Genomic DNA, 12,441 nt, shown 5'->3' on the forward strand with positions numbered 1-12,441 from the left:
ATAAATACGGCCCAGATCGGGCGGGATCGTTGGCTGTCCGCGGCGCCCACAACTGTCTTGCCTGGATTACAGGCGGGATCATTCGGCGAGACGGCATCAGTTCGGCGTCGGTTTGAAGGCGTCGATCGCAACCTCGTCGAACCAGACAACCATGGGCTTGCGGTTGTCCAGAGCCCGGCCCCGGAGTTCCAGCAGTTGGCTGGGGCAACCCTCCGGAACGGAAAATTTCACGGCTGAAGAGGTCCATGCGCCGGCTCCCGTAACCGGCACGGCCGAGCTTGAGAGTATGGAACGGCCCCCGGGGTCGCAGGTGATGTTCCATCCCATACGGTCAGTCGGTTCTCCGGATTCGATTCTGAACTGGAAGCGCAAGTGGTGCGCGCCCGGTGCGAGGAATACCCTTTGATGAGCTATGACGGCGGCGGAATAGCCATCGTATTCGACCCTGAGAGCCGGGTTCGAAGGCCTGAGCTCGTCAGTCATGGCCTCGGCGACCGCGCCGGACTTCTGGACCAGAGACCATTGGAACGGCTCAGGAGCCGTCGGATCGTCGAAGCGGCCGTTTGTCACCGCCGAGCCGGAGGCGGGGCGGTTCAGGCGCGCCCGCACGGTCTTTATGATCCCGACCTGTCGCTGCGCCATCGCATTCGCATAGAACTCCTGGAGTTCTGTCGTCGTCAGGGGCGCGGGAGTGGACTGGAGCAGGACAGCGAGATTGGCGGCGACCGGCAAACTGCCATCCGCCTCATAGAGGCTCGTCAGATAACCCGGCCGCCAGGGCGGACGGATAGCGAGCAGGTCCGTGAGCACCGGCAGGACCCGTTGCGGGTCTCTCGTCGCAGCCAGGGTGAAGAGACGGAAGGTCGGGGGCTGAAGGTCTCCCCGACGTCGCGCCAGGGTGTCCGCATGTGCGAAGGCGGAGGCGTAGTCCCCTCGCCGAAGCCTGTGTTCCACGAGCCAGGCATGAGTCGGGTCGTCCCGAAGGCTCCAGTTCCCGGCCAGGGTCAGTATTTCGTTCGCCTCATCTAGACGGCCGGCCTTGGCCTCCGTCAATCCCACGACCCGCAGCGCCTTTACGTCAAAGGGCGCGCGGCTCAGGGCGTCCCGGCTGAGAGCGGCGGCGTTGTCGTTGCGTCCAGCGGCCAACTCCGACTCGGCTGCACGCCGCAGGACAAGCGGCGAGGTGGGAGCGATCCGGATAGCCGCTTCGACGGGCGCCCGCTCGATGTACGGCTGGATGACGATCTGCCAGGCAAGCACCATGCCCCCGACCGCCAGCGCATAGGGAATAACCCCGGCCGCCGCGAGGCGCCGTTGCGGGCCTGACGTTTCCGTCACGCTCCTCAAGTCCGTTTGGCCTTCCCGCCCGCCTTGGAGCTGGTGGTTGCGCCGCTGTGTTCTGCCTCGGCCCCGTATTTGTAGTCATAGGCGTAGTCGTAGCCGCCGTAGGACGTGCTCTTGGCACTGAACTTCGACAGTACCAGGCCCAGCAGATGGGCCTGGCCGACCCTGAGACGTCCCAGTGCGCCGCGCGCCTGGCCCCGACGGGTGCCTCTGGACTCGATCACGAAGACCACGCCGCCCACGGCGGCGGCCAGCAAAGGCGAGTCCGCAAATCCGAGAACAGGGGGACCGTCGATGACCACATGGTCGTAGGTGGCCCGGGCTTCGGCCAGGATCTGGCGCAACCGGTCGCCGCCCCACAGTTCGGCCGGGTTGGGCGGCAGAGGGCCGCACGGAATAAAGAACAGGTTTTCCGCGTTGGTCGGTCGCACAACCGCGGCGAGGTCTGCCGAGCCCGAGAGGAGATTGCTCATCCCCCATTCGTTTTCGACACCGACGACCCGGTGCATGGACGGGTTGCGAAGGTCGCCATCCACCAGCAGCACGCGCCGTCCGACCCGGGCGAGGTTTAGCGCGATGGCGTAGGCCGTGGTCGACTTGCCTTCAGCTGGTCGGGCGCTGGTGATCAAAAGACTGCTGGGCGCTCCATCGGGCGTCGAGAACTGAAGCGCCGTTCGCAGGGAGTAATAGGCTTCGGAGAAGCCGGACCTGAGGTCCGCCAACGCAGCGGCGGTAGTCTGCCCTTTTTCCAGCAGCGGGACCACGCCGAGTACGGGGACTCCCAACTTGCTCTCGGCGTCGTCGGGGGTCGCCAGGGTCTCGTCCAACGCCTCGAGAACAAGGGCGCCCGCCGCGCCCAGGCCGATGCCCAGCAGGGCCGCAACCAAGATGTTGAGCAGCAAATTCGGCTTGGACGGCGCCTCCGGCGGCGCGGCGCGATCAACGATCGAGATGTTGTTGGCCGCGACCCCGCCTGTGACGCTCACTTCCTTGTAGCGCTGCAGAAGCCCCTCATAGAGGGTGCGGGTCGTATCCAGTTCGCGCTGCAGAATGTTGTACTGGATGGAACGGTCACGAAGATCCAGCACATCGTCGGTCAGGGCCGCGACCTGGCCTGCAAGCGACCGCTCCTGGCGGGCCGCGATCTCATATTCGCTTTGGATCGAGCGACGGATGTTGCCGGCGATGGCCTGAATCTGACCATCGGCCTCGTCGCTCTGGGCCTTCAACTGCACCATCTCCGGGTAGTCCGGCCGATAGATGCTGAGCTTTTGTTGGTAGGCGGCGTCCAGAACCGCCTTCTGTTCCATCAGTCGCTGAATCGTCGGGTTCTGCAAAACCTCCGGCAGCGTCATCAAGGCAGAGCTTCGCGCCGAGCGCCACCGCTCTTCCGCCGCGACCCGCTCCTCGCGGGCTTTCGCCAACGCGCCGTTTATGGCGACGAGATTATTGGAGGTCAGGGATTGGGTTGCGCCGACATTGGCCTCGCCACTTCCGGGCTCGCTGATGTTGATGATCTGCTGATTGGCGGCATAGGCGACAAGCTGGCGTTCGGCCGATTCCAGCCGATCCTTGGTCTGGGCGATGCGTTCCTCGAGAAACTCGCGAGCGTACGAGGAGCTCTCGAATTTCCTGTCCAGATTGGCCTGGATGAAGTTTTCCGCGAAGCCGTTGGCGATCCGCGCCGCCACGACGGGATCGGGATTGTCATACCCGACGGACACAAGCCGCGAGCCCCGTACGGGAGCAACGCTGAGGCTCGCCTGCACTACTTTCAGGGCCGCGGCCCGGCGCTGGGACGCCTGCGAGGCGCCCGAGCCGGCGGCGGTCGGCGGTTCGGCCCCGATCGCCTCCAGCGCCGCGTTAGAGCTGGCGAGCCCAAGGTTTTCGACGACCCGTTCGGCGAGCGAGCGGCTGCGAAGCAGGCCGTACTGCGTCTGGAAGAACTCTTCTCCGGCGATCATGCTTTCGGGAGGAGAGACCTCCTCGGAGCTGAAGACCCTGGCGGCTTCGCGGTCGATCTGCAGAGTAGCCTTGGCGGTATAGATCGGCGTCATGAGCAACGTCAGCGCCGCGCCGAGGGCCAGCATTCCGAAGAAGCAGCCGAGAATCAGAATGCGATGCTTCAGCGCCAGGCGCCAATAGACAGCCAGGTCAAAAGCAGGCGTGGGCGGGCGATCCCCAACCCAGTCTGACGGCTGGGCATGGACAGCCGCAATGCGTGACCGGTCGTCGGCCCTCGGACGGGGGCCGCGCTCACCAGCAAAGGAATTGTCGCCCAACATCATGCTAAACCGTAACGCCTAGCGGCCGCAGCCGCGCTGAAACAACTCGGGCTGATATCGTAAAGCCCTCCTACACGCATCCGAATTCGAAAGGTCGCTATGGTGTCCCTAGCCCGGGACCGCCTAGCGTCTCGGCAGGAACGTTTTTGACTGTCATGCAAGATCTGGAACGCTCTGAAAACAGTTCAGGAGGGAATCACGTCGACGACCGTACGCAGCGCCGTGGAGGCGCGGGTCTCGCCGGGCAGAACGGCGCCCGGACCGGTAGAAGCGAAAAGGGCGCGCATCAGGGACGACAAATAACCTCGCAAGACTGACATGGTCCCGCACAAGCGGATGGTTGACAGGGGAGAGGTCGACGCCCGGCAGGCACCCTACCAAGTCCCCATACCCGAAGGCCTTGTCCAGCACCGGGAGCGGGCGGTCAACCTGGTGTGTTGCTGTATGCGGAAGGCTGTCGCGATAACCGGTTGATCCGATGATCGGCACAGCCTAAAGGCCCAATCGGCTCGACCGGTGATTGTCGCGTCCAGGTGGGAAAATCGCTGTCTGCGTGAACTGGCAAGTTGCGCCCCCGGCGCGACCCGTATTGGGTCATGCGCAGAGGGTGTTCCGTCGCTTCGAGATTAACGCTAAGGCGTCGCCGGAAAACGAAGGAATGACCATTATGACCCGCAAGACTGCTCTCGTGACAGGCATCACCGGCCAGGATGGCGCATATCTCGCAGAACTGCTGCTGGACAAGGGCTATATTGTCCACGGGATCAAGCGCCGGTCATCGTCATTCAACACCAGCCGCATCGAACACCTCTTCCAGGACCCTCATGAGTCCGACCCCCGGCTGATCCTTCACTACGGGGACATGACGGACGCCACCAATCTGATCCGCATCGTCCAGGAAACGCAGCCCGACGAAATCTACAATCTGGCCGCGCAATCCCACGTTCAGGTCAGCTTCGAGACGCCGGAATACACCGCCAATTCCGATGGGATGGGCGTGCTGCGGTTGCTCGAAGCCATCCGCCTGCTCGGCATGACCGAGAAGGTGCGGTTCTACCAAGCCTCTACGTCCGAGCTGTACGGCAAGGTGCAGGAAATCCCGCAGTCCGAGACCACGCCCTTCTATCCGCGCAGCCCCTACGCCGCTGCGAAGCTGTATGCCTACTGGATCGTGGTGAACTACCGTGAAGCATACGGAATGCATGCCTCCAACGGCATCCTCTTCAATCACGAAAGCCCTCTGCGCGGCGAAACCTTCGTGACGCGCAAGATCACCCGTGCGGCGGCGGCGATCAGCCTCGGCCGTCAGAAAAAGCTCTATCTCGGCAACCTCGACGCCAAGCGCGACTGGGGCCACGCCCGTGATTATGTCCGGGGCATGTGGCTCATGCTCCAGCAGGACCAACCCGACGACTATGTCCTGGCGACTGGCGAGACCACCCTTGTGCGCGACTTTGCGGCCCTGGCCTTCCGCGAGGCCGGCATCGAGATCGAATGGCGCGGCGGGGGAGTCGAGGAGACGGGCGTCAACGCCGCCACCGGCGAGATCGTGGTCGAGGTCGATCCCCGCTATTTCCGGCCGACCGAGGTCGACCTTCTGATCGGCGACCCCACCAAGGCCCAGAAGAAGCTTGGTTGGAACCACGAGACCCGTTGGGATGCGCTGTGCAGCGAGATGGTCCGCGAAGACCTCCGACTGATGGCCAAAGCTGATTGATCGTACTGACAGAACCCGGGAACATTTCATGACAACCTACCCCCTGGCCGCCTCCACCTGGGGCGACGAAGAGCGGCAGGCCGCGATCGACGTTCTGGACAGCGGCCAGACCACGATGGGTCCCAAGGTCCGCGAGTTCGAAGAACGGTTCGCGGAATATTTCGGCGCGCGATACGCAGTGATGTCGAACTCCGGCTCCTCCGCCAACCTGCTGGCGGTCGCGGCGCTGTTCTTCACGCGCGAGCCGAAGGTGAAGGCGGGGATGACGGCTATCGTTCCGGCTGTCTCATGGGCGACAACCTACTACCCCCTGACCCAGTACGGGCTGAAACTTCGGTTCGTCGATATCGACGCCGACACGCTCAATTTCGATCTCAAGGCTCTGGCCGAAGCGATCGACGATGATGTCGCGGTCATCTTCGCCGTCAATCTGCTGGGCAATCCCAACGACTACACCGCCATCAAGGCGCTGATCGGCGACCGGCCGATCACCCTGCTGGAGGACAACTGCGAATCGATGGGCGCGACCTTTGGCGGCAGGGCGACCGGCACCTTCGGCGCGATCGGCACTTACAGCACCTTCTTCAGTCACCACATGTCGACGATGGAGGGCGGCGTCAGCGTCACTGATGACGAGGAGTTGTACCAGCTCATGCTGTCGCTGCGCGCCCACGGCTGGACCCGCAACCTGTCCTGGCCCAACCACCTGGTGGAGAAGGACGAGCGCAGCGAGTTTTACGAACTCTTCCGGTTCATTCTGCCTGGATACAATCTGCGGCCGCTTGAGATGTCCGGAGCCATTGGCATCGAACAGTTGAAGCGCCTCCCGGGTTTCATCGAGCAGCGCCGGGCCAACGCCGCGCGCTTCCAGGAGCTGTTCAGCGACGTCAAAGGCCTGCGTATTCAGCAGGAAACCGGCCAGAGCAGCTGGTTCGGCTTCTCCCTTGTCCTGACACCCGACGCGGCGGTGTCCCGTGAGACGGTGTTGGCGGCGCTGAAGGGCGAAGGCGTGGAAACCCGGCCCGTCGTCGCCGGCAACTTCTATCGCAACCCGGTCATCCGGCATCTCGACTACCACCCGAACCCCAACCTGCCGAACGCCGACGAGATCCACGACCGCGGCTTCTACATCGGCAATCATCACTGGGATGTCCGGCCTGATCTGGAGCGCCTGCGCCAGATCGTTGGCCAGGCCATCAGCGGCTGATCGTATGAAGGTTCTCGTGACCGGCGCCAGCGGCATGGTCGGCCGCAACCTGTTGTCCGACCCGCGGACGGCCGACTACGAGATACTGGCCCCCCGGCGGTCGGAGCTCAGCCTGACCGACGCGGCGTCGTGCGATGCTTGGTTCGCGCAGCACCGGCCTGATGCGGTGATACACCTCGCCGCCGTCGTCGGTGGAATTCAGGCCAACATCAACGAGCCGGTTCGCTTCCTCGTCGAGAACACCCAGATCGCCCTCAACCTGTTCGGAGCGGCGCGGGCCAATGGCATCCAGACCTTTCTGAACGTCGGATCCAGCTGCATGTATCCGCGCAACATTGACGACGTGCTGTCGTTGCCGATGTTGCTGTCGGCGCCGCTGGAGCCGACCAACGAGGGTTATGCGCTCGCCAAGATCGTATCCTGGAAACTGGCCGAGTATATGCGCCGCGAGAACCCCTCCCTGCAGTACAAGACCATTGTGCCCTGCAACCTGTATGGCCTCTACGACCATTTCGATGCGGTCCGCTCCCACATGGTGCCGGCGGCCATCATGAAGGTGGTCGCAGCGGCGGAAGAGGGCCGGGACACGGTCGAAATCTGGGGCGACGGCACCGCCCGACGTGAGTTTATGTTCGCCCGTGATCTGGCGGACTTCATCTGGACGTGGCTGCCTCGCATCGAGGATTTGCCCGATCTGATGAATGTGGGAGTGGGCCGGGACCATTCGGTCACCGAATACTACGAGGCGATCACGGCGGCCGTCGGCTATTCGGGTGGTTTCGCCTATGATCCGTCAAAACCTGCGGGAATGAAGCGTAAGCTGCTGGACGTCACTCAACAGACCGAGCTTGGCTGGCAGCCGAAGACGAGGCTGGCGGACGGGATTCGCGATACGCTGAAGTACTATCAGGCCGTTCGTACCGCCTGACCAGGATGCCGGCGGCGGGCCAAGCGCCGTCCGTGCAGGCGTTTTTCAATCCGCCAGCAGCGAGCGATATTCTGCGATGATGTGCTTCCAGCGGTACCGGTCGCGAAGCGCGTTGACGGCCCTGCTTTCAACCGGCGCGAGGGGGCGCTGCAGGAGCGCGGCCAGAGACGCGGCATCGCTGAAGTAGTGCCCAGCGTCCGAAAGGGTCGCACGATTGAAGGCGCAGTCGAAGCTGATCAGAAGATCGGTGTGGAACAGCGCCTCAACCAGGGACGGATTGGTACCGCCCACGCTGTGGCCGTGGATATAGCCACGGGCTTGCCTTCTCCATGGGTCGAGTGCGATCTGCTCGTAGATCGGGTCCAGCAGCTGGAAGCCGCTCGTTTCTCCGAACCTCTGGCGAAGCGTGCGGCCGTAGTCGTTCGCACTCCAGTTGCCGACGAAGACAAGCGGCACCCCCGCTTGCCGGCACCCTTCGAGAATTTCCCGGGTGTTGTTCTCCGGTTCGATCCGGGCGATCGCCAGATAGTGTCGTTTCGGGGCCGCAGCCTCGCCGGACGACATCAGCGTATGGTCGCCGCCGTAGGCGATCGTGACGGGCTCGCGGCCATAGCGATCACGAAACAGGGTCGCCAACGCTTCATTGTCGGCGATGACGACCGAAGCACAGCGCGCGGCGCAGTATTCCAACGCCTTGAGCAAGAGCTTGGCCGATCTTGAGAACTTGTCGCGTCGCCACTCCATGCCGTCGACGTTGACGATGAACCGGCTGCGCGGAGACAACAGCCTCAATAGCGGCAACAGCCAGGCTCCAGAGTAGCCGAATACGTATATGTCACGCGCACGGACAATGAACACGGCATGCAGCAGGGCTAGCCCGTCGTAGAAGAGACTCCCCGGTCCGTTCGCGCGCAGCGGCAGGAATATGCGGGTGTGGCCGTGAAACGCCGGCTCGCGCTCCGTTGGCCCGTAGGTACGCTTTTCGCAATAGACGATGAGCTTGACGTCGTCGGCTGAAAGGTTGACGCAGAGCTGTTCCGCCAACGTCTCGAAACCGCCGTAGCGGGCGGGGACGCCCACTGTGCCAACAAGCGCCACTGGTCGGGACGTCAAGACGCCGCTCCTTGTTTCTTGAGAAGGTCGAGAAGGCGGTTCGCGAAGATCTCCGTTGAAAAATGAGGCCGGCGCTCTGCGCATGCCGCGCGGAGTACAGCGGCCCGTTCCGGCGCGCGGTGAAGGTCGGCAATCGCTTGAGCGATCAAATCGGGATCGCGCCGTGGGTCGTTGAAGGCCAGCGCCTCGCCGACCACTTCGCCAAGGACGATGATGCCTGTGCCCGCCACCGGCACGAGCCGCGTGACGGCCTCGGCGGCGACGAGCGAAAAGGTCTCGGCGCACACTCGCGCATCGGTGCAGAGCAGGACCAGAAAGCCGTCGGCGTACATGACGTCCGGAGAGCGTTCGCCGAAAACGACGTCGATCCCGACGCCGCGAGCGGCGTCCACCAGTGCTCGATCATGGCGATCTTCGTCTGACAGGTACGCCGTTTTGCGCAAGGCCACGCCAGTCAGCCGCCGGCAGACCGCGACGTACAGATCGAATCCCTTGATCGGTTGCGTGGTGCCCACGAAGAGAAGGCGATCCTTCCGGGCACTGATGTAATCGGTCGTGGGTCGGCTGACTGGATTGGGCAATATGGCCGCTGCGACACCGAGGCGCTGCGCTTGGTCCGCCGATACACAGACAAGCCTGGAGCCGCGCCATCCGGCAAATCGGATTAGGAGACGAAACGGAGCAGGGAAGGTCGCCTCGTGAAGGTGAACCACCGTCCGCCTCGGCGCGATCAGGATCGCCAACAGGGCCGGGGGGATGGCGTAGACAGTGTTGGCCCAGACGACGCGCCCCCGTATCGCTGCCCAGGCCACGGGCGCCAAGGCGAGCATGATCCAGAGGGGGTAGAGCAGCTTGCGGGTTGGAATATGGCCGCAACGCACGTCGGGCCGAACACCGGGTACCTCTGACAGAAAGCCCCGACCGCCGAAGCCGAGCTTGATCGCCACATTCACCCCGGCCGCAGCGAATGCGTTGACGATGGCTTCTGCGACGCGCTGCGATCCAGCGTACGCATCAAACGGCTGAACAAAAAGAACCCTTTGCACGGCGCTCACATTCCGGGTTCCAATGGGGCGGAGACGCGCGGTTCTCCCTGACGCCGGGCCAGCAGCCACCAGAGGCCGCAGAGCAACGCCGAGACCCCTAGGCAGATGGCGAGGCGGCCGATAATCGGGACCGCAGCATCACGTGACACCAGGTCGATATACTGGACTATCGAACCGGCGACGCCGATCACTACGACGCAGACTACGACGCGCTTTATGATCCACCAAGCCTCGGCCCGCCCAAAAGTGCTCAACATCAGCCAACCGGCGCCCGCATGGCTGAGCCCCAGCGCGATCGGAATGGCCAGCACGCCGATACGGGGAAACAGAGCGATCACCAAGAGCGTCGACGCAGCGCCTGCCAAGGTGCCCAGGAAGGCATAGGTTTTTCCCCGTCTTGCCCCCAGAAGCGCCGATCCACCGACCAAGTAAAGGATCACGGACACGAGTGCTATCGAATAACAGCGCAGTAACTCGGTCAGCAGAAGTTGGGTTTCAGTCCCGAGGTCGCCGCCGAACAGGATGACGGGCGCCAAGCTGGAGAGGCCGAACAGCGCGATCATGCCCATGGTCAGCAGCACCAGGCACTGGTGCGCCCAGTGCCGGATCTCGTGCCAGAAAGGAGCCCGATCCAGGGAACTCCAGCTTCGGGTCAGCGAAGGGACCGCCAGGGCGGAAAGGGCGGAGGAGAACACCGCCTGCACGGTATTACGGGCAAAAAGCGCGTAGCTCAGGATCGCTAGCACCCCCGTGCCGGCTTGAAGCGCGAACTGCCGCTCGATCAGGCCGCTGACCTGGCTGAGCGCATAGGGCAGCAGGAGCGGTAGAGAAAAGACCAGTGCCTCCCGCGCATGCCGCCGAAAAGCAACGGCTTTTAGGCGGAGAACGGCGCGTGTCAGCTCGGGCCAGAAGGAGGCGCCGACCAAGAGGGGTGACACCAGACCGATGTAGTAGCTGATAGGAAGCACCCAGAGCGCGGGCAGGGCGGGGAACAGGACAATGAACAGCACCCCCACCGCACCGCCAACGATACCGGCGATCTCGGGAGGAAAAAAGCTGCCCCGGCAGTTGAGGTGGGCGGTCAGCACCGCGACTGCTTGCGAGATCAGCAGCGATGGCATCAGGGCGTACAGAAAAAAGGCCGAGAGCGAGGCCTGCTCTGGCTGCTCGCTATACAAGACCCTGACAATGATGGGGAAAAGGAATACCGCAGCGGCGGCGAGCACCGCCGTGGCACCGATCATCATCAGTGCGACCGTCGCGATATATTCTTCCGCGATGGGACGCCCCTCCTTGTGATCGATGGCGGTGTAGCTCGCACGGATCGTTTCCGTGATCGGCCCGAACAGGATCATGGTGGCGGCGTTGACGATGCCAAGCGACCATACCCAAGCGTCGTACGTCGCGCTGACGCCGAACATGCGAGCGTAGACGAATATTGTCGCGAGGCCGACCGCTAGCTTGAAGCCTCGCGCCGTAAGCAGGCCGAGGAAGTCCAGTCGCATGGTCAACGGCTCGCCCCGGATTCCCGGCGCCGGTCCACCGCCTTCTGGTAGGCGTCAAGCAAGACGGCGGGGCGGTGTTCGACGCGGAAGCGGTCACAGGCCACCGCGCAGGATCGGGCCATCGCTTCGAGCCGTTCGGGCGCGGCGATCAGCTCTTCCAGCGCGTCGGTAATCGCCTGTGTCGTCTTGCCGGGGTCGATGACAGGCACGGGAATCCCATAGGGTGGCTGTACCACATCGTGCATTCCGCAGTGATCCAGGGCCATCACAGGGACGCTGCGGGCCAAGGCTTCCCAGACAGAGGTCGGATTGCCCTCGTTCAGTCCGGTCACCACGTGGAGATGGGCCTGATCGAGCAACTCCAGCACTCGCGGGCGGGAGACGCGTCCGTGCCAGACCACTCGGCCCCCGATGCCAGAGGTGGCAGCAAGCCGTTTCAGCTGCTCGCCCATTGGGCCGTCGCCCACGATGTCGACCTGCACCTGATGGACGTCGCGCAACCCGGCCAGGGCGTTCAACAACAACACCAGGCCCTTTCGGGCTTCAAGCGACCCTATCCATGCGATCCGGATTGGCCGGGCGGGGAATTTGTCGGCGTTGAGCGAGATGGTGCCCTCGATCCCGTTTTCCGCCAAATAGGTCGATTTCACGCCTTTGAGCCGCTCGATCACCGCCTGGTTTCCAGTGGTGGCGGCGAAGAGGAAGTCAGCACGCTTCAGCGCCGCATCAATCCGCCGGCTGACGCGGAGCTGCAGAAGGTTGGTAAATGCTCGAGCGAGCAGCACAAGGCGCCCCTTGAAGGGCACGACCGAATAGAAGCGCCACGGAACGCTGGTGACGCCGCCGATCGGTCCCCAGACGTAGGGAAGCGGTAGCCGCCAGAGATAGCCGGGCTCGCGATAACCGATCGGTCCGACGAAATGGATCAGATCGAAAGGCTCTTCGGCGGTAAGTCTCCTCGCTTCGGTCAACGCCGCGCGATGCCAGATATTGTAGGCGAGATAGAAAACGTGGGGCAGCACACCTCGCCTGTTAAGCGCGTTCAGCCACCGGGCGAGCGGCGATTGCGGGACGAAATGGAGGGCGACGGGGCCATCCGCGCTGCAGTCCACAAAGGTGGCGGTTTCGAAATCGCTTGTCTCGCCCATATGGGGGCCCGCGCAGCCATACAGCACCGTCAGGTCGCAGTGAGATCGCATTGCCTGGATGTAATTCCAGGCGACGGCGTACTCTGACCCGCGTTTCGGGGAGACCATATAGGCAAGGGCGAGAACCCGGGGGCGCGTCGACATGCCG

9 protein-coding genes are annotated in these 12,441 nt (G+C 63.5%); 3 read left to right on the forward strand and 6 right to left on the reverse strand.

Annotation, left to right across the window (positions count from 1 at the left end; genetic code table 11):
- Positions 1-96: 96 nt before the first annotated feature.
- Both VN378_RS16480 and VN378_RS16485 read right to left on the reverse strand, forming a co-directional pair.
- Entirely contained in the window at positions 97-1,338 is a 1,242-nt protein-coding gene (locus VN378_RS16480) for a hypothetical protein (protein WP_325744644.1), read from the reverse strand.
- 5 nt (positions 1,339-1,343) lie between these two features.
- Complete coding sequence (locus tag VN378_RS16485) at positions 1,344-3,632, reverse strand: polysaccharide biosynthesis tyrosine autokinase (protein ID WP_325744645.1); 2,289 nt, start codon at positions 3,630-3,632, stop codon at positions 1,344-1,346.
- 664 nt (positions 3,633-4,296) lie between these two features.
- Between VN378_RS16485 and gmd the strand changes: the two genes are divergently transcribed.
- From gmd to VN378_RS16500, 3 genes are read left to right on the forward strand one after another with little or no spacing between them, the layout of a single operon-like run.
- Positions 4,297-5,346 carry a GDP-mannose 4,6-dehydratase gene (gene gmd, locus VN378_RS16490; protein ID WP_414642271.1) on the forward strand — a complete coding sequence of 350 codons (1,050 nt, stop codon included), beginning with the start codon at positions 4,297-4,299 and terminating at the stop codon, positions 5,344-5,346.
- Positions 5,347-5,374: 28 nt separating this feature from the next.
- A complete protein-coding gene (locus VN378_RS16495) occupies positions 5,375-6,553 on the forward strand; it encodes a DegT/DnrJ/EryC1/StrS family aminotransferase (RefSeq protein WP_325744646.1) in 1,179 nt (392 codons plus the stop codon).
- A complete protein-coding gene (locus VN378_RS16500; protein WP_325744647.1) occupies positions 6,495-7,481 on the forward strand; it encodes an NAD-dependent epimerase/dehydratase family protein in 987 nt (328 codons plus the stop codon). The genes VN378_RS16495 and VN378_RS16500 overlap by 59 nt, the downstream gene beginning before the upstream one ends.
- 45 nt (positions 7,482-7,526) lie before the next feature.
- Here VN378_RS16500 and VN378_RS16505 read toward each other — a convergent pair whose 3' ends face one another.
- From VN378_RS16505 to VN378_RS16520, 4 genes are read right to left on the reverse strand one after another with little or no spacing between them, the layout of a single operon-like run.
- The gene (locus VN378_RS16505; RefSeq protein ID WP_325744648.1) at positions 7,527-8,594 is read right to left on the reverse strand and encodes a DUF1972 domain-containing protein; all 1,068 of its coding nucleotides are present in this window, start codon (positions 8,592-8,594) and stop codon (positions 7,527-7,529) included.
- On the reverse strand, positions 8,591-9,649 hold the full coding sequence (locus VN378_RS16510; RefSeq protein ID WP_325744649.1) for a hypothetical protein: 1,059 nt from the start codon (positions 9,647-9,649) through the stop codon (positions 8,591-8,593). The genes VN378_RS16505 and VN378_RS16510 overlap by 4 nt, the downstream gene beginning before the upstream one ends.
- Positions 9,646-11,145 (reverse strand): lipid II flippase MurJ, encoded by a 1,500-nt coding sequence (locus tag VN378_RS16515; RefSeq protein WP_325744671.1) that lies wholly within the window; start codon positions 11,143-11,145, stop codon positions 9,646-9,648. Before VN378_RS16515 ends, VN378_RS16510 begins: the two co-directional genes overlap by 4 nt.
- 2 nt (positions 11,146-11,147) lie before the next feature.
- Positions 11,148-12,437, reverse strand: a complete 1,290-nt coding sequence (locus VN378_RS16520) for a glycosyltransferase family 4 protein (protein ID WP_325744650.1) — start codon at positions 12,435-12,437, stop codon at positions 11,148-11,150.
- Between the last annotated feature and the right edge of the window lie 4 nt (positions 12,438-12,441).

Source organism: Brevundimonas sp. (genome assembly GCF_035561115.1).
Taxonomy (GTDB): domain Bacteria; phylum Pseudomonadota; class Alphaproteobacteria; order Caulobacterales; family Caulobacteraceae; genus Brevundimonas.

What these genes read in the sequence shown, in the direction of transcription:
- VN378_RS16485 (WP_325744645.1), bottom strand. Translation starts at nt 3,632, where the DNA reads ATGATGTTGGGCGACAATTCCTTTGCTGGTGAGCGCGGCCCCCGTCCG.
- gmd (WP_414642271.1), top strand. Translation starts at nt 4,297, where the DNA reads ATGACCCGCAAGACTGCTCTCGTGACAGGCATCACCGGCCAGGATGGC.
- VN378_RS16495 (WP_325744646.1), top strand. Translation starts at nt 5,375, where the DNA reads ATGACAACCTACCCCCTGGCCGCCTCCACCTGGGGCGACGAAGAGCGG.
- VN378_RS16500 (WP_325744647.1), top strand. Translation starts at nt 6,495, where the DNA reads ATGTCCGGCCTGATCTGGAGCGCCTGCGCCAGATCGTTGGCCAGGCCA.
- VN378_RS16515 (WP_325744671.1), bottom strand. Translation starts at nt 11,145, where the DNA reads ATGCGACTGGACTTCCTCGGCCTGCTTACGGCGCGAGGCTTCAAGCTA.
- VN378_RS16520 (WP_325744650.1), bottom strand. Translation starts at nt 12,437, where the DNA reads ATGTCGACGCGCCCCCGGGTTCTCGCCCTTGCCTATATGGTCTCCCCG.